16 protein-coding genes are annotated in these 16,122 nt (G+C 72.7%); 6 read left to right on the forward strand and 10 right to left on the reverse strand.

The window, feature by feature from the left end; all coding sequences use genetic code 11:
• Nucleotides 1–316: 316 nt before the first annotated feature.
• The 4 genes from DFQ13_RS26510 to DFQ13_RS26525 form a co-directional block, all read right to left on the reverse strand.
• Nucleotides 317–817, reverse strand: coding sequence for a GNAT family N-acetyltransferase (locus DFQ13_RS26510; protein WP_110081841.1), 501 nt, complete (start codon nt 815–817; stop codon nt 317–319).
• Nucleotides 818–964: 147 nt separating this feature from the next.
• Nucleotides 965–3,424 carry an NAD-dependent DNA ligase LigA gene (gene ligA, locus DFQ13_RS26515; RefSeq protein WP_233438595.1) on the reverse strand — a complete coding sequence of 820 codons (2,460 nt, stop codon included), beginning with the start codon at nt 3,422–3,424 and terminating at the stop codon, nt 965–967.
• Nucleotides 3,425–3,483: 59 nt separating this feature from the next.
• Entirely contained in the window at nt 3,484–4,128 is a 645-nt protein-coding gene (locus tag DFQ13_RS26520) for a hypothetical protein (RefSeq protein WP_110081753.1), read from the reverse strand.
• A gap of 18 nt (nt 4,129–4,146) precedes the next feature.
• Nucleotides 4,147–4,488 (reverse strand): hypothetical protein, encoded by a 342-nt coding sequence (locus DFQ13_RS26525; protein ID WP_110081754.1) that lies wholly within the window; start codon nt 4,486–4,488, stop codon nt 4,147–4,149.
• Nucleotides 4,489–4,665: 177 nt separating this feature from the next.
• Here DFQ13_RS26525 and DFQ13_RS26530 point away from each other — a divergent pair, with 177 nt between their 5' ends.
• A complete protein-coding gene (locus DFQ13_RS26530; RefSeq protein ID WP_110081755.1) occupies nt 4,666–5,532 on the forward strand; it encodes a helix-turn-helix domain-containing protein in 867 nt (288 codons plus the stop codon).
• Nucleotides 5,522–5,707: a DUF397 domain-containing protein gene (locus DFQ13_RS26535; RefSeq protein WP_035277875.1), complete on the forward strand. Its 186-nt coding sequence runs from the start codon at nt 5,522–5,524 to the stop codon at nt 5,705–5,707. The genes DFQ13_RS26530 and DFQ13_RS26535 overlap by 11 nt, the downstream gene beginning before the upstream one ends.
• Before the next feature lie 66 nt (nt 5,708–5,773).
• Here DFQ13_RS26535 and DFQ13_RS26540 read toward each other — a convergent pair whose 3' ends face one another.
• From DFQ13_RS26540 to DFQ13_RS26550, 3 genes are read right to left on the reverse strand one after another with little or no spacing between them, the layout of a single operon-like run.
• Nucleotides 5,774–6,520 carry a succinate dehydrogenase/fumarate reductase iron-sulfur subunit gene (locus DFQ13_RS26540; RefSeq protein WP_110081756.1) on the reverse strand — a complete coding sequence of 249 codons (747 nt, stop codon included), beginning with the start codon at nt 6,518–6,520 and terminating at the stop codon, nt 5,774–5,776.
• Nucleotides 6,517–8,457, reverse strand: a complete 1,941-nt coding sequence (locus DFQ13_RS26545) for a fumarate reductase/succinate dehydrogenase flavoprotein subunit (protein ID WP_110081757.1) — start codon at nt 8,455–8,457, stop codon at nt 6,517–6,519. Before DFQ13_RS26545 ends, DFQ13_RS26540 begins: the two co-directional genes overlap by 4 nt.
• A 2-nt stretch (nt 8,458–8,459) precedes the next feature.
• On the reverse strand, nt 8,460–9,185 hold the full coding sequence (locus tag DFQ13_RS26550) for a succinate dehydrogenase cytochrome b subunit (protein ID WP_110081758.1): 726 nt from the start codon (nt 9,183–9,185) through the stop codon (nt 8,460–8,462).
• Nucleotides 9,186–9,255: 70 nt separating this feature from the next.
• On the opposite strand from DFQ13_RS26550, the gene DFQ13_RS26555 reads away from it, so the two are divergent.
• Nucleotides 9,256–10,182 (forward strand): LysR family transcriptional regulator, encoded by a 927-nt coding sequence (locus DFQ13_RS26555; protein ID WP_110081759.1) that lies wholly within the window; start codon nt 9,256–9,258, stop codon nt 10,180–10,182.
• A gap of 85 nt (nt 10,183–10,267) precedes the next feature.
• On the opposite strand, the gene DFQ13_RS26560 is transcribed toward DFQ13_RS26555, so the two are convergent.
• A complete protein-coding gene (locus DFQ13_RS26560) occupies nt 10,268–11,299 on the reverse strand; it encodes a methionine synthase (protein ID WP_035277869.1) in 1,032 nt (343 codons plus the stop codon).
• 66 nt (nt 11,300–11,365) lie between these two features.
• Here DFQ13_RS26560 and DFQ13_RS26565 point away from each other — a divergent pair, with 66 nt between their 5' ends.
• The 3 genes from DFQ13_RS26565 (at nt 11,366) to DFQ13_RS26575 (ending at nt 14,046) form a co-directional block, all read left to right on the forward strand.
• Nucleotides 11,366–12,259, forward strand: a complete 894-nt coding sequence (locus DFQ13_RS26565; protein ID WP_110081760.1) for a serine/threonine dehydratase — start codon at nt 11,366–11,368, stop codon at nt 12,257–12,259.
• 135 nt (nt 12,260–12,394) lie between these two features.
• Nucleotides 12,395–12,775: a MerR family transcriptional regulator gene (locus DFQ13_RS26570; protein WP_035277904.1), complete on the forward strand. Its 381-nt coding sequence runs from the start codon at nt 12,395–12,397 to the stop codon at nt 12,773–12,775.
• A gap of 35 nt (nt 12,776–12,810) precedes the next feature.
• Nucleotides 12,811–14,046 (forward strand): MFS transporter, encoded by a 1,236-nt coding sequence (locus DFQ13_RS26575; protein ID WP_110081761.1) that lies wholly within the window; start codon nt 12,811–12,813, stop codon nt 14,044–14,046.
• 57 nt (nt 14,047–14,103) lie between these two features.
• Here DFQ13_RS26575 and DFQ13_RS26580 read toward each other — a convergent pair whose 3' ends face one another.
• Together DFQ13_RS26580 and DFQ13_RS26585 are read right to left on the reverse strand one after the other, a co-directional pair.
• Nucleotides 14,104–15,423, reverse strand: a complete 1,320-nt coding sequence (locus tag DFQ13_RS26580) for an ABC transporter permease (protein ID WP_110081762.1) — start codon at nt 15,421–15,423, stop codon at nt 14,104–14,106.
• The gene (locus tag DFQ13_RS26585; protein WP_035277864.1) at nt 15,423–16,121 is read right to left on the reverse strand and encodes an ABC transporter ATP-binding protein; all 699 of its coding nucleotides are present in this window, start codon (nt 16,119–16,121) and stop codon (nt 15,423–15,425) included. Before DFQ13_RS26585 ends, DFQ13_RS26580 begins: the two co-directional genes overlap by 1 nt.
• Nucleotide 16,122: the final 1 nt, after the last annotated feature.

The following is a 16,122-nucleotide window of genomic DNA, read 5'->3' on the forward strand; positions in this document are numbered from 1 at the left end:
TGTAGGGGTGGGTGGGTGGCTGGTTGTTGCTGAGTCGGTGGGGTTCGGCGGCTGGTAGCCGGGGCGGCGGTTTGCCGGGTGGTTGGTTGTCGCTGCGCTTGGTGGCGTCGGGCGGCTGGTGGCCGGGCCAGCGGTTTCGGGGGTGGTCGGCGGCTGTGCGCGGTGTTCGGGTGGCTGGCGGCTGGGCGGCGGCGGTTTTCGGGGTGGTCGGCGGCTGTGCCGCGGTGTTCGGGTGGCTGGTGGCTGGGCGGCGGCGGTTTTCGGGGTGGTCGGGGCCTCGTTGGTCCGGGTGGCCTCGGAGTGGGGCGGTGGCGCCTCAGGGCGTGTCCGTGGCGAAGGCGATCAGGTGGACCTCGGGGCCGGGGCTCCAGTCCCGGTCGGGCAGGCGGGTGAAGCCGAGGCGTTCGTAGAGGCGGTGGGCGGTGGTCATCTGCGAGGAGGTGCACAGGACCACCCGGGGCAGGGCGAGTTCGCGGGCGCGGGCGAAGACGGCTCGGACGAGCTGTTCGCCCACCCCGCGCCCCCGGGCCTCGACGCCGACGGCGAGCATCCGGAACTCCAGTTCGCCCTCGCGGGAGATCTCGGCGTAGGGGGTGCCGGGGAGGGCGATGGTGACCGTGCCCAGCAGGGTGCCGGTGTCGTCCACCGCGACCAGCAGTTCGGCCGCGCGCATCCGGGAGTCGGCGTCGGCGAGGTGTTGGGCGTAGCCGGTGGTGGAACCGTCTATGTAGCCGTCGGCCCGGTAGGCCTCGGTGGTGAGGACGCTCACCCGGTCCAGTTCGTCCACCCGCGCTGGTCTGACGGACACGTCGCCCAACTCGACCACCAACTCCTCCGGTTGTGCTGTTGCCCTGCTCTGCGCCCGGCGGGCCGAGTCGGCTCAGCCGGGTGGGCGCTCCCCGCCGTAGTGGGAAGGCGCTCGTCGGGACATACCCCGTTCGGGGGTTTTTTCTCGGGTGGTGGCCTACTCCGCCTCAGCGGGATCGGCCGCTGGGGCATCTCCGGTGGCGGTGTCCCCGGTGGCAGCCTTCGCGGCAGTGCTCTTGGCGGCAGTGCTCTTGGCGGCAGTGCTCTTGGCGCGGGCTGAGGGTTTTCCGGCGGGCTCCTCCAGCACCGGCTCCCCCACCGGCGATTCCTCTGCCGGGGGCCCCTCTGCCGCCTGTTCTTCCGCCTGCTGCTCCTCCTGGGCCCGCTCGTCCGCTGCCCGGTCCTCCTCGGGCGGGGTGGCCTTGGGCTTGCGCTTGGCGGGCTTGCGCTTGGGCTTCTCCTCGGCGGCGGGTTCCTCCTCGACCGGGGCGTCGGGGTCGCCGATGGTGGCGACCGCGGCGGCGGCCTCGGGGCCGTCCGCCAGGAGGACACCGAAGCCCTGTTCGTCCAGGACCGGGACCTTGAGCTGCATGGCCTTGTCGTGCTTGGAGCCGGGGGATTCACCGACGACGACGAAGGCCGTCTTCTTCGAGACCGAGCCGGAGGCCTTGCCGCCCCGGCTGACGATGGCCTCCTTGGCCTCGTCGCGGGAGAAGCCGTCGAGGCTGCCGGTGACGACGATGGACAGGCCCTCCAGGGTGCGCGGGGTGGAGTCGTCGCGCTCCTCGGCCATGCGCACGCCCGCGGCCCGCCACTTCTCGACCACGTCGAGGTGCCAGTCGACCTCGAACCACTCGTACACCGAGGTGGCGATGGCGGGACCGACCCCCTCGGCGTCGGCGAGGGCCTGCTCGTCGGCGTCGGCGATGGCCTGGATGGAGCCGAACTCGCGGGCCAGGGCGCGGGCGGCGGTCGGGCCGACGTGCCGGATGGACAGCGCCACCAGCACCTTCCACAGGGGACGGTCCTTGGCCGTCTCCAGGTTGGCCACCAGCTTGCGGCCGTTGGCCGACAGCTCGCCCGCCTTGGTGCGGAACAGCTCCACCTCGGAGAGCTGGTCCTCGTCGAGGGTGAACACGTCGCCCTCGTCGGTGATCACGCCGGAGGACAGCAGGGCGGTGGCGGCCTCGTAGCCCAGGACCTCGATGTCGAACGCGCCGCGACCGGCCAGGTGGAACAGCCGCTCCCGTAGCTGCGCCGGGCAGGAGCGGGCGTTGGGGCAGCGGATGTCGGCGTCGCCGTCCTTCTCGTGGCGCAGGGTGGTGCCGCACTCCGGGCACTCGGTGGGCATGACGAACGGGTGCGCGTCGGCCGGGCGGGCGTCGATGACCGGCCCCAGGACCTCGGGGATCACGTCACCGGCCTTGCGGATGACCACCCGGTCGCCGATGAGCACGCCCTTGCGCTCGACCTCGGAGGCGTTGTGCAGGGTGGCCAGCTCGACGGTGGACCCGGCGACCTTGACCGGGGTCATCACCGCGTACGGGGTGACCCGGCCGGTGCGGCCCACGTTGACCCGGATGTCGAGCAGGGTGGTGGTGGCCTCCTCCGGCGGGTACTTGAACGCGATCGCCCAGCGCGGGGCGCGGGAGGTGGTGCCGAGGCGCCGTTGCAGCGAGACCTCGTCGACCTTGACCACCACGCCGTCGATCTCGTGCTCGGCGTCGTGGCGGTGCTCGCCCCAGTACCGGATGTGCTCGGCCAGGCCCTCGGGGTCGGTGATGACCCTGGTGTGGGTGGAGACCGGCAGCCCCCAGGCCGCCAGCGCCCGGTAGGACTCCGACTGCGCGGTCGGCTCGAAGCCCGCGCGCTTGCCCAGGCCGTGGCAGATCATCCGCAGCGGCCTGCTCGCGGTGACCTTGGGGTCCTTCTGCCGCAGCGACCCGGCGGCGGTGTTGCGCGGGTTGGCGAACGGCGGCTTGCCCGCCTCGACCAGCCCGGCGTTGAGCTCGAGGAAGTCCTCCACCCGGAAGAACACCTCGCCGCGCACCTCGACCAGCTCCGGCACCGGGAACTCGTCGGTGCCGGTGAGCCGCTCCGGCACGTCGCGCATGGTGCGCACGTTGAGCGTGACGTCCTCGCCGGTGCGGCCGTCGCCCCTGGTCAGCGCCCGGACGAGGCGGCCGTCCTGGTACAGCAGGTTGATCGCCAGGCCGTCGATCTTCAGCTCGCACAGGTAGTGCGCGGCGTCGCCGACCTCCTTGCGCACCCGGTCGACCCAGGACCCCAGCTCGTCCACGTCGAAGGCGTTGTCCAGGCTGAGCATCCGCTCAAGGTGGTCGACGGCGGCGAACTCGGTGGAGAAGGTGCCGCCGACCCGCTGGGTGGGCGACTCCGGGGTGACCAGCGACGGGTGCCGCTCCTCGATGCCCGCCAGCTCCAGCAGCAGCGCGTCGAACTCGCCGTCGGTGATCGTCGGCGAGTCGCGCACGTAGTAGGCGAACTGGTGGCCCAGCAGCTCCTCGCTCAGCGCGGCGTGCCGCTCGCGGACGTCGGTGGGCACGTCCTCGACGCCCTCGACGCTGTCCGCGGCCTCGGCGGCGGTGGTTTGCGGCAGGTCCTGATCAACTCCGGTCACGCGGACAGACTATCGACAGGGTCCGACAATCCGCGTGCTCAGCCGTCCAGGGTGTCGACGAGTCTGCGCAGCTCAAGCAGGTCGATGCTGTCCTCGGGCTCGACGTCGGCGGCCTCGACGCGGCGCAGCCGGGCGCCCGCCACGCGCTCGCCCAGGGTGGCGTCCAGCGGCAGGAAGGTCATCGCCGCCCGGGCAGCCGGGTCGAGCCGGGCCAGCACCGGGTGGTGCACCGCCACGTCGACGAGCCCCGCCGCCCGGTCGACCTGGGCGTGCACCCGGATGTCGGCGAGCGCGACCCGGTGCGGGCCGAGGTTCACCGTCACCCCGGTCGGGTCCGGCACCGGGGGCACCGAGTCGTGGAACTCCCAGATCGCGGTGTCCGGCGGCGCGGCGGCCTTCCACGCGTCGGTGGTGGGGCGCAGCAGCGGGTCTTCCTGGCCGGACACCACGAACGAGTAGATCGACCGGTGCCCCCGGTCGAGGGAGAAGTGCAGGTCCGGGTGCAGGGCGGCGACCAGCTCGCACAGCGCGTTCTCCACCCGGTTGGGCTCGTTGTCGCCAAGGGCGGCGGAGATCTCGGGCAGCAGCTCGTGCCAGTCCGCCCAGAACCGGGCCGCGGCCGCCGCCGGGTCCGGGGTCGGCTGCGGGGCGGGCTCGGGTGCTGCGCGGCGGAACCACTTCATGCGCCCAGTATCGCCGGATCACCCCTTGCCGGGGCGCACATCCATGACACCGGCGGTGTCCAAGCGCTTGCCGGACAACATGACCCGGTACTCCTCCGCGATCACCTCGTGCGGGTAGCCCTCTCCCTCCTCGCCTTCCGCGCGGGAGGCGAGGCAGATGTTGAACAGCTCGTAGTAGCCCGCGTGCGACGCCAACCGCTCGTCACCCCACCGGGACAGCGAAGCGATGGCCTCCGACACGGCCGGGCCGTTCGGGTCGTGTCCGTCCAACGGCACCTCCGAGAAGTCGAGGAGGTCCCACTCCTCGATCTTGGCGCCGTCGGAGCCGACGATCTTCAGCAGGAAGTACCCGTACTGCATGGCGGGCCTTTCGTTCAGGAGAGGGGGCGGTGGATGCGAACGACGAAGATGCCTGCCGCCCTGATCGACGCTTGAAACGCTACCATTTGGACGTCTCAAACTAGCATGCTCCATACAGTGAATGTTCAAGGCCCTGGCGCCCACGCTGAGTAGCCACGGCGTGGCTAGGGTGCACGCATGGCAGTGGGCACGACACGGGCGAAGCGCAGGCTTGGGCGCCACATCAGGCCGTACGTCGAACGGGCCGGGTACCTCGACGACATCGCGGCACTGGCCGCCGAGACCCGCGTCTCGCGACAGTCGATCTACCGCCTGCTCAACGGCGACAACCTCATCAGCTACCACCGGTTCATCAGCGTCCTGACCGCACTCGGCATGGACAGGACGGAGCGGGAGAAGGCGATCGAGGTCTACCACCTCGCCGAGGCGGCCACCGCCGAGATCAGCGACGCGGAGAGCTTGCCGAAGGCGTACGCGCGCCTGCGCGCCGACGAGTCCGAGGCGTCACGCGCACGGACAGTGGACACCGTCCTGATCCCCGGCCTGCTGCAAACCACGGGCTATGTGGCAGCACTGTCCGAACGCTCCCGAATCCTGTCCCCCAGCCACTGGGAGGCAGATCGCGCGACAGCCGAGCGGCGGGAACGCCAGGCGGTGCTGACCAGGAAACCCCACCCGCTCGAACTCCACGCCCTGATCGACGAGGCGGCCATCCGGCGCCGACTTGGCGGAACAGCAGCGTGGCACGAGCAGTTGGACCACCTGCTCACCATGTCCGAGGCCGAGAACATCACGATCCAGGTCCTGCCGTTCGTGGCCGGGGCCTATGAAACGATGGTCAGTCAACTCCTCATCCTGAGCTTCCCCGAAGCGGACGAACCCGATTCAGTCCACATGGACTTGCAAGGCGGCGGCACCTCCACGGTGGAGGATGAGGACGACGTCAAGCGCTTCTCCGACGCGTGGCTCGACGTCCAACAGCAATGCCTTCCGGCGGACGAATCACGCCGGTTCATCCGAGAGGTGAGGGACAGTGAACACTGACCAGTGGCGCAAGAGCACCCGAAGCGGCAACCTGGCCTCTTGTGTGGAGCTGCGGGTCACGGCCACGGCGACGGGCATCCGCGACACCAAGAGCCGGGAAAGTGGCTCCCTGACAATCCCGGCCGGGGGGTTCGCGGCCTTCCTCGCGGTTGCCAAGCGCGTGGGCGCTGAGTAGCCCGAAGCAGAACAGCGAGGCCCCGTCCGGGACAACCGGGCGGGGCCTCTCCACGCCGGTGGCGCCTCAGCGCCCGCGCAGGGCGGCGGTGAGCACGTCGTGGTTGAGGGTGGCGATGGTTTCCAGGGGGATTCCCTTGGGGCAGACCAGGGTGCATTCGCCCGTCTGGGTGCAGCCGCCGAAGCCGAGGTCGTCCTGGGCGGTGAGCATGTCCTCGGCCCTCGACAGCCGCTCCGGTTGGCCCTGCGGGAGCAGCCCGAGGTGGGTGGCCTTGGCGGCGGTGAACAGCATCGGCGAGCCGTTGGGGCAGGCCGCCACGCAGGCGCCGCAGCCGATGCAGGCGGCGGCGGTGAACGCGGCGTCGGCGTCGGCCTTGGGGATGGGGACGGCGTGGGCGTCGGGGGCGGCACCGGCCGGGGCGCTGATGTAGCCGCCCGCCTCCACGATCCGGTCCAGGGCCGAGCGGTCCACCACCAGGTCGCGCACCACCGGGAAGGGCGCGGCCCGCCACGGCTCCACCACGATCGGCTCGGCCGGGTCGAAGTGGCGCATGTGGAGCTGGCAGGTGGTGGTGGCGCGCTCGGGGCCGTGGGCGACGCCGTCGATCATCAGGCCGCACATGCCGCAGATGCCCTCGCGGCAGTCGTGGTCGAAGGCCACCGGCTCCTCGCCGTCGAGGACCAAGCGCTCGTTGAGGACGTCCAGCATCTCCAGGAACGACATGTCCGGGCTGATGCCGTCGACGTCGTAGTCGACCAGCCCGCCCGATTCCTCGGGGCCGCGCTGGCGCCAGACCCGCAGCGTGTACCTCACTTGTAGCTCCTCACACTCGGTCGGACGGCGGTGAACTCCAGGTGTTCGCGGTGCAACACCGGGGCTCCGCCGGTGTGCTCCCAGGCGGCGACGTAGGAGAACGCGTCGTCGTCGCGGCGGGCGTCGCCCTCGGCGGTTTGGGATTCCACCCGGAAGTGGCCGCCGCAGGACTCGGTGCGGTGCAGGGCGTCCAGGCACATCAGCTCGGCCAGTTCGAGGAAGTCGGCCACCCGGCCCGCCTTCTCCAGCTCCTGGTTGAGCTGCCCGCCCGCACCGGTCACCTTGACCCGCCGCCAGAACTCGGCGCGCAACTGCGGGATCTGCTCCAGGGCCTTGCGCAGGCCCTCCTCGCTGCGCTCCATCCCGCACAGCTCCCACATGAGCCTGCCCAGTTCGCGGTGGAACGACTCGGCCGTGCGGTCGCCGTCCACCGCCAGCAGCGCGGCGATGCCCTGGCGCACCTCGTCCTCGGCGTCCTCGACGGCGGTGGGTGGCACCGGGCCGAACGGGCCGTCGGCGAGGTAGTCGCCGATGACGGCGGGGAGGACGAAGTAGCCGTCCGCGAGGCCCTGCATGAGCGCGCTCGCGCCGAGCCGGTTGGCGCCGTGGTCGGAGAAGTTGGCCTCGCCGATGACGAACAGGCCGGGGATGGTGCTGCGCAGGTCGTAGTCGACCCAGAGGCCGCCCATCGTGTAGTGCACGGCCGGGTAGATGCGCATGGGGACCTCGTAGGGGTCCTCGTCGGTGATGCGCTGGTACATCTCGAAGAGGTTCCCGTAGCGGGCGGACACGGTGTCGCGGCCCAGGCGCTCGATCGCCTCGGCGAAGTCCAGGTAGACACCCAGACCGCCCGGCCCCACGCCCCGCCCGGCGTCGCACACGGTCTTGGCCGCCCGGGAGGCGATGTCGCGGGGGACGAGGTTGCCGAAACCGGGGTAGAGACGTTCGAGGTAGTAGTCGCGCTCCTGCTCGGGGATGTCGCGCGGGGCACGCGGATCACCCGCCCGCTCGGGAACCCAGACACGGCCGTCGTTGCGCAGCGACTCGCTCATCAGGGTCAGCTTGGACTGGTGCTCACCGCTGACCGGGATGCACGTGGGGTGGATCTGGGTGTAGCACGGGTTCGCGAACAGGGCGCCCTTCTTGTGCGCGCGCCAGATCGCGGTGGTGTTGCACCCCTTGGCGTTGGTGGACAGGTGGAAGACGTTGCCGTAGCCACCCGTGGCGAGCACCACGGCGTCCGCCAGGTGCGTGCTCACCTCGCCGGACACCAGGTCCCGCACGACCACACCCCGCGCGCGGCCGTCGTCGACGACCAGGTCGAGCATTTCGGTGCGGGGGTGCATCCGCACGGTGCCCGCGTGGATCTGCCGGGAGAGCGCCTGGTAGGCACCCAGGAGCAACTGCTGCCCGGTCTGCCCCCGCGCGTAGAACGTGCGGGAGACCTGGGCGCCGCCGAAGGAGCGGGTGTCCAGGAGGCCGCCGTACTCGCGGGCGAACGGGACGCCCTGGGCAACGCACTGGTCGATGATCTGGGTGCTGACCTGCGCGAGCCGGTGGACGTTGGACTCACGGGAGCGGAAGTCACCGCCCTTGACGGTGTCGTGGAAGAGGCGGTGCACGCTGTCGCCGTCACCGGCGTAGTTCTTGGCGGCGTTGATGCCCCCCTGCGCGGCGATGCTGTGCGCGCGGCGCGGGCTGTCCTGGTAGCAGAAGGACAGGACGTTGTAGCCCAGTTCGCCCAGGGTCGCGGCGGCCGAGCCGCCCGCGAGGCCGGTGCCGACGACGATCACCGTCAGCTTGCGCCGGTTGGCCGGGTTGACCAGCCGGGTGGCGAACCGCCGCCGCTCCCAGCGGGTCTCCAGCGGGCCGTCCGGGGCCCGGGTGTCGACGATCGACTCACCCTCGGAGTAGTTGGTGTAGTCGGAGTAGGACATGGTCACCTCACGATTCCGAAGAGGACGCCGAACGGGACGACGAGGAAGCCCACGGTGATCACGACGGCCACACCGAGCGCGGTGCCCCGCACGGCGGCGGCCCGGCGGGCGCTGGCCACACCGAGGCTGCGCAGCGCGCTGAACAGCCCGTGCCGCAGGTGGAACCCCAGCGCCACCACGGCGAGGGTGTAGGCGAGCACCACGTACCAGCGCTGGAAGTCGGCCACCACGTTGGCGTGGATCGCCCCCTCGACGCCGTTCGGGTTGAGCACGCCCGCGGTCAGGTCGAGCAGGTGGTAGACCACGAACAGGGCGATGATCACCCCACCCCACCGCATGGTCCGCGCGGCGTAGCTCCCCTGCACCTTCGGCCGGTGCGCGTAGAAGACCGGCCGCGCCTTCCGCGCCCGCCGCGCGAGCTGGACCGCGGCCACCATGTGCAGCACCACGGCGAGCAGGAGAACGACCCGCACCACCCACAGGAACCCGCCGTAGCCGAGGACCGGGGACAGGAACTCCCGCAGGAACACCCCGTAGTCGTCGAGCGCCCCGGCCCCCGCGAACGCCTTGAGGTTGCCCACCATGTGCGCGACGACGTAGAGGAAGAGGATCGCCCCGGACACGGCCATGACGGCCTTCTTGCCCACCGTCGACGACCACACCCGCCCCGCGGTCGACCGCCGAACCCGTTGCGGCGCCGGGGTTCCCGGCGCGGTGCTGACTGCCATGCCGCCAACGTAGGAGCGGCCCCACAAGTCGTCCAATATATGAATGTGCTGGACACGATAGCCTCAGACTATGACGTTGCAGCAGCTCGCATACTTCCTGGCAGTGGCCGACACCCGCCACTTCACCCGGGCCGCCGAGCGCGCGCGTGTGGCACAGCCCTCACTGAGCAAGCAGATCCACAGCCTCGAAGCCGAACTGGGCGCCCCCCTGTTCAACCGGGCCCGCGGCAACGTCACCCTCACCCCCGCCGGGGAGGCGCTGCTCCCCGTCGCCAAGCGCATCCTGTCCGACGTGGACACCGCCCGCCTGGAGGTCGCGGAACTGGTGGGCCTGCGCCGGGGCCGCATCCGCCTCGGCGCCACCCCCAGCGTCTGCGTTGGCGTCCTCGCCGACGTCCTGCGCACCTTCCACGACGCGTACCCGGGGGTGCGGCTGGTGGTCGAGGAAGGCGGCTCCCGCGACCTGACGGCGGCCCTGCTCGGCGGGGAACTGGACCTCGCCCTGGTGATCGTCCCCCCGCAGGGGATCGACCCGGCGCTGACTTCGACCCCGATCCTGCGCGAACACCTGGTGGTGGCCTCAGCCGCCGACGCCGCCCCGCTGCCCGCGTCAGTGCCCTTGGACTACCTGCGGGACCGGCCGATGGTGATGTTCCGCGTGGGCTACGACCTGCGGGAAACCACCCTCCAAGCGTGCCGCGCCGCCGGGTTCGAACCGCTGTTCGCGGTGGAGGGCGGGGAGATGGACGCGGTGCTGCGGTTCGTGGAAGCGGGGTTGGGGCTGGCGATCGTGCCGAGCCTGGTGCTGCCCGGGCGGCCGTGGCTGCGGGCGACACCGCTGGCGGGGGCGGGCATCCGGCGGACGGTGGCGCTGGCGCACCGGACGGACGTGCCACCCACGGCGGCGGCCCGGGCGTTCCGATCGGTGCTGCTGGGGCACCTGGACGGGTTGGTGGCGGCGGGGGCGCTGCCGGCGGGGGTCGAGCCGCTGCGCTGACGCGGCTCGACCGCTGTGGACGGATCGGGCACCGCCGATCCGGCAACCTCCCGTGCGGTGGTCGCCGGGTTCGCCGTGGGTGGGGCTACCAGGACTCCGGGGGTTCCACGAAGGCCTTGCCCAGGTCCCTCGACAGCGACAGCGCCCGGCGGGCCCAGGCGTGGGTGGCCCCGGCGAGGCCGCAGGTGGGGGTGACGACCGCCGAACCCGCGAGCAGGGTGCGGGGGAAGCCCAGGCGGTCCACCAGTTTGAGGGCCGGGTCCGCCAGGCCGCGCAGGGTGACCGGGGACGTCGGGTCGGTGCTGGGGACCAGGCCGAGGAAGAACGTGGTCCCCGCGTCCCAGGCTTCGCCGATGTCGTCGGAGAGGGTGGCGGGGATGGTGGCCAGGAGGGTGGCGTCGAGGGAGAGGGCTTCGGCGCCCGCTGAGCGGAGGAGGGCGACCGGGGGGCGGGGGGCGCAGCAGTGGACGACCACCGGGTGGCCGGTGGCGGACTTGGCGGCGTCGACGAGGGTGGCGAGGGTGTCTCGGGCGTCCGGGGCGGGGACCGGGGGGACCATGCCGTAGCCGGAGGGGGTGGGCAGGGAGCCCGCCAGGACGGCGGGGAGGCTGGGTTCGTCGAGTTGGACCACGACCTCGGCGCCGGTGCGGCGGCGGACCTCGGCGACGTGCCGGGTCAGGCCCTCGGCCAGGGATTCGCCGAACTCGCGGAGGGCGCCCCGGTCGGTGAGGACGCGGTGGCCCCGGGGGAGTTCGACGCCGGTGGCGAGGGTCCAGGGGCCTGCCAACTGGAGCTTGAGCAGCTTCGGCCCGGTCGTCTCGGCCGCCTCCTCGATGGCGTCGAGGTCGCGGCGGAGGTGGTCTTCGGCGCGGCGGTGGTCGATGCCGCGGTGGGCGGTGACCCGGTAGCCGGAGGGGACGAGTTCGACCGCCAGGTCGACCAGCAGCGCCGCCGTGCGGCCGATGGTGTCGGAGCCCGTGCCCCGGCCGGGGAGTTCGGGCAGGTGCGGGAGGTCGGGCAGTTCGCCGAGGACCACGGCGGCGGCCTCGCGCGGGTCCTGGCCGGGGAGGGAGCCGACGCCGGTGGCGGAGCCGGGGGCCCAGGGTGCGGTGGTCACCGCTGCAGTGTGGTGGATCGGTCGGCTTACAGTGGGGGCCACCCCTCATCGGACCCGAGGAGCCCCGTGGACCACGCCGACGTCACCGCCGCGGCCGGGCGGATCGCCCCCCACGCCCGGCGGACGCCGCTGCTGCGGGCGGAGGTGGACGGGCGGCCGGTGGTGTTCAAGTTGGAGCACCTGCAGCTCAGCGGGTCCTTCAAGCTGCGGGGTGCGCTCAACGCCCTGCTCGGTGGGGAGTTGCCCGCGCACGTGGTGACGGCTTCGGGTGGCAACCACGGTGCGGCGGTGGCCACCGCGGCCCGGTTGCTCGGCGTTCCCGCGACGGTGTTCGTGCCGGAGGCGGTGCCCGCGGCGAAGGCGGCGCGGATCGAGGCGGCGGGGGCCAAGCTGGTGCGCCACGGCGCTGGGTACGCCGAGGCGGCGCGGGCCGCGCTGGCGGAGGCCGGGTCGGCGGGGGCGCTGTACGTGCCCGCCTACGACCACCCGTTGGTGGTGGCGGGGCAGGGGACCTGCGCGGCCGAGGTCGTCGCCGAGGCCCCGGACGTGGACGCGGTGGTGGTGGCCGTCGGCGGGGGCGGGTTGGCCGCCGGGTCGGCGTTGACCGGGTTGCCGGTGTTCGCGGTGGAGCCGACGCGGTGCCGGTCCCTGCACGACGCGCTGGCGGCGGGGCGGCCGGTGGACTCCCCCACCGATTCGGTGGCGGCTTCGGCGTTGGGGGCCACCCGGGTCGGGGAGTTGCCGTTCGACGTCCTGCGCGCGGCGGGCGCCCGGTCGGTGCTCGTCGACGACGGCGCGATCCTCGCCGCCCGGGACCGGTTGTGGGACGAGTTCCGGTTGGCCGTGGAACCCGCGGCGGCGGCGCCGTTCGCGGCGTGGCTGGGCGGGGACATCGATGCCGAGGTCCCCGCCCTCGTCCTGTGCGGCGCCAATTCCGATTGGGAACCCGCCGAGGCGTGACTTCGGGAGACGACGCGGTCACGCGTGTGGCAGCCCGACGGCGGGTGGGGGGCTCCTCCCGGAACGGCTTTCGTTGTCGGATCTGGCGAGTACGGTGGAGCCCTGGCGTGGGCACGACGGCGGGGGGTGGGTCGCATGCGGATCGGTGAGTTGGCGCGGGCCACCGGGGTCAGCGTCCGCGCGTTGCGCCACTACGAGGACGAGGGCCTGATCCGCCCCGCGCGCGGGGACAACGGCTACCGGGAGTACTGCGCGGGCGCGGAGGACGTGGTCCGGCAGATCCGCGGCCTCATCGAAGCCGGGTTGCCCACCCGGATCGTCCGCGACATCCTGCCCTACCTCGACGGCCCGGCCGCGTTGCTGCCGCGGGTCCCGTGCCAGGAGATGATCGACCAGGTGGCCGCGCAGCGGGAGCAGTTGGACCGGCGCATCCGGTGCCTGACGCGCAACCGGGAGGCGCTCGACGCCTACCTGCGCGACGCGCGCGCTGCCGCGACGCGGCTCACACCCGCTTGACCCTCACGCGAGCGTGAGGGTTGCACCGTCGGGGCATGACTCCACCTCCACCCCGGTCCCGCACCGGTCTGCTGGTCCTCGCCGCCGCCTCGTTCGTGACGATCCTGACCGAGGCGCTGCCCGCGGGCGTGCTGCCCGCGCTGAGCGCCGACCTCGCGATCGGCGAGTCCCGCGCCGGGCTGTTCGTGACCGGCTACGCGCTGGCCGCCGCCGTCACCGCCATCCCCCTGACGGCGCTGACCCTGCGGGTTCCCCGGCGGGCGCTGCTCGTGGCCCTGCTCGTCGCGTTCGCGGCGACCAACCTCGTCACCGCGGTGTCCGGGTCCTTCCCGCTGTCGCTGGCCGCCCGCGTCCTCTCCGGGGTCGCGGCGGGGGTGCTCTGGGCGCTGGTGCCCGGCTACGCGGCGCGGCTGGACCCGCAGCGGAGCGGCCGGGCCATCGCCACGGCTCTGGCGGGCATGACGATCGGGCTGTCACTGGGCATCCCGGCGGGCACCGCGCTGGCCGACCTCGTCGGCTGGCGGGTGACCTTCGGCCTGCTCAGCGGGATGGCCGCGGTGCTCGCCGTGGTCGGGCTCCGCGTGCTGCCGCCCGTCGCGGCACCCCCGCCCACCCGCGGCGCGGGCATGGCCGCGGTCCTGCGGACCCCCGGTGTGGCCGCGGTCAACGGCGCGTCCGTGGCGGTCGTGCTCGGCTTCTACGTGCTCTACACCTACATCGCGCCGTTCGTGGCGGGCCGGGGCGTCGCGGCGGGGACGGTGCTGTTCGTCTTCGGCCTCGGGTCCCTGGCCGGGGTGTGGGCCGCGGGGGCGACCGCCGACCGCGCGCCGCGCCTGACCACGCTCACCGTGCTGGGCCTGTGCGCGCTGTGCCTGGCGGGCTTCGGGGTGGTCGCGTCGTCGGCGCCCGCGCTGCTCGGGTGCGCGGCGCTGTGGGGCCTCACCCACGGCGCGGTGCCCGTCCTCATGCAGACCGCGGGGGTCCGCGCCGCCCCACACGCCGCCGACACCGCGAACTCCATCTGGGTCACCGGGTGGAACATCGGCATGGCGGGGGGTTCCCTGCTCGGCGGTGCGGTGCTCGACACCGCGGGGGTGGCCGCGACACCCTGGGTCGCCGCGGGTCTGGCCACCGTCGGTGTCGTGGTCGTGGCACTGGCCCGCCGGACGGGTTTCCCCCCGGCGCGGTCGGTCCGTGCCGGTCAGGAACGGCTCGTCGAGCAGCAGCACCGGGAACGGGCTGAGCCCACCGGGTCTGACACGGGGCTGTAGGCCGCCGGGAACCGCCCCGGAACGGCTGTGGAAGCGGGTTCCGGGGCGGGTCCTGGTTCAGGCGCGCATGACCGTGGCGATCGGGATGCGGGCGGCGCGGACCGCCGGGAGCAACCCGCCCAGGATTCCGGCGATCAGACCGGCGGCGACCCCGGCCACGCCCGCCTGCCAGGGGAACGCCACGTCCTGCAACAACTGGGTCCGGGACCCGAGGACCTTCCCCGCCAGTTGCAGCCCGACCACGCCCACCCCGATGGCCGCCGCGGCGGTGAGCAGGCCGATGATCAGGGTCTCGGCCAGCACGATGCCCGCGAGCAGCAGCCTCGGGGTGCCGACCGCGCGGCGCAGGGCGAACTCCTCGATGCGCTCGCCGACCGTGGCCAGGCCGACGTTGAGGATGCCCGCGACGCCGATCAGCAGCACCAGCGCGGCCATGCCGAGGAAGATCCACCGCATCAGGTCGAGTTCGGAGCCGATCCGCTCGCGGGAGTCGACCGCGTTGCTGTAGACCTGCGACGGGTCCGCCCCCGCCCCGGTCAGGCGGGCGGTGAGGGTCTGGACCACCGGTTGGCTCGACGGCCACATGTACAGGGTCATCGACGCGCCGCCGCCCATGCGCGGGTCCGGGGTGGCCGCGCCCGGGGAGAGCCAGGTGAACAGCTCGTCGGCGCGCACGTACGCGGTGGGCGTGGACGAGCCGTCGTCGACGACGCCGAGGATGCGCGGGGTGGCGTCGGCCGTGCCGCCCTCGACGCGCATCTGCGCGGGGACGCGGTTCTGGGCGAAGCCGGTGGCGGCCTCCTTGTTCAGCACGAGCCCCGGCGACAGCGACGGCTCGCCGCCGAAGTCCAGCCACTGACCGGCCCGCACCTGGAACGGGCGGAACTGGCGGATGTCACCGGTCAGGCCGACCAGTTGCAGCTCGATCGCCTGCCCGGGCGGGGCGGGGTTCTCGACCCTGCGCTGCTCGCAGTAGCCGTTCGACTCGCAGACGACCTCGTACGCGCCCTGGGAGCGGTCGGCGTACTTGAACGGCACGGGCCCGGGGTTGATCGCGATGACCCCCGGCTCGCCGATCGTGGCCTTGGTGCCGGTGGCGCCGACGACCTCGGGGTGGCCGCGCAGCACCTCCTGGGTGATCTCCACCGTCTTGGCGTGCTGCGGCAGGCTCACGTTGACGCTGCCGTCCTTGCCCTGCTGCAGCTCGATGTCGGCCAGCAGGGCGCGGTTGGCGATCTCGGACCCGGCCTGCACCGCCACCACCGCGAGCACGCCGAGGAACAGGCTGATCATGGACAGGAACGTGCGCAGCTTGCGCGCGCGGATGCCCTGGCCGCCGATGACGACCGCGGAGCGCAGCTTCCCGGAGAGCGCCATCAGATCAGCACCCCCCTGGGTTCGGGCCGCAGCACCCCGTCGGTCAGCCGCACGACGCGCCGCATCCGGTTGGCGTGCGCGTGGTCGTGGGTGACCAGGATGAGCCCGCAGCCTCGGTCGGTGGCCGAGTGCAGCACGTCGATGACCAGCGCGCCGGTCTCGGTGTCGAGGGCGCCGGTGGGTTCGTCGGCGAGCAGGATCTTCGGCTGGCGGACCAGGGCGCGGGCGATGGCCACCCGCTGCTGCTCGCCGCCGGACATCCGCGGTGGGCGCTGCTTGGCCAGGTGCGCGATGCCGACCTGCTCCAGCGCCGCCATGACCTTCGCCCGCCGGTTGCGGCGAGCGGCCCAGCCCTGGCCGTTGACCAGGGCCATGGCCACGTTCTGCGCGGCGGTGAGGTGCTTGAGCAGGAAGAAGCGCTGGAAGACGAAGCCGAACTCCTCGCTGCGCAGCCGGGCCGCGCGCCGCTCGGGGACGCGGGTGATGTCCTTGCCGCCCAACAGGTACTGGCCGCCGTCGGGGCGGTCGAACAGGCCGATCAGGCTCAGCAGGGTGCTCTTGCCGGAGCCGGAGCGACCGAGGATCGCCACGCTGTCCCCCGAGTGGACAGTCAGGTCCACACCGGACAGGATCGGGCGCGGTTCCCCCTGTCCGGTCAGGGTTTTGGTGAGACCGGAGATCTGGATGAGGGGCGTCACG

The sequence above is a fragment of the Actinokineospora spheciospongiae genome, assembly GCF_003182415.1.
GTDB classification, from domain to species: Bacteria; Actinomycetota; Actinomycetes; order Mycobacteriales; family Pseudonocardiaceae; genus Actinokineospora; species Actinokineospora spheciospongiae.

Bases quoted from the DNA above. Each gene is read 5' to 3' on its own strand.
- DFQ13_RS26520 (WP_110081753.1), bottom strand. From the start codon at position 4,128: ATGAAGTGGTTCCGCCGCGCAGCACCCGAGCCCGCCCCGCAGCCGACC.
- DFQ13_RS26525 (WP_110081754.1), bottom strand. From the start codon at position 4,488: ATGCAGTACGGGTACTTCCTGCTGAAGATCGTCGGCTCCGACGGCGCC.
- DFQ13_RS26530 (WP_110081755.1), top strand. From the start codon at position 4,666: ATGGCAGTGGGCACGACACGGGCGAAGCGCAGGCTTGGGCGCCACATC.
- DFQ13_RS26545 (WP_110081757.1), bottom strand. From the start codon at position 8,457: ATGTCCTACTCCGACTACACCAACTACTCCGAGGGTGAGTCGATCGTC.
- DFQ13_RS26550 (WP_110081758.1), bottom strand. From the start codon at position 9,185: ATGGCAGTCAGCACCGCGCCGGGAACCCCGGCGCCGCAACGGGTTCGG.
- DFQ13_RS26555 (WP_110081759.1), top strand. From the start codon at position 9,256: ATGACGTTGCAGCAGCTCGCATACTTCCTGGCAGTGGCCGACACCCGC.
- DFQ13_RS26570 (WP_035277904.1), top strand. From the start codon at position 12,395: ATGCGGATCGGTGAGTTGGCGCGGGCCACCGGGGTCAGCGTCCGCGCG.
- DFQ13_RS26575 (WP_110081761.1), top strand. From the start codon at position 12,811: ATGACTCCACCTCCACCCCGGTCCCGCACCGGTCTGCTGGTCCTCGCC.
- DFQ13_RS26580 (WP_110081762.1), bottom strand. From the start codon at position 15,423: ATGGCGCTCTCCGGGAAGCTGCGCTCCGCGGTCGTCATCGGCGGCCAG.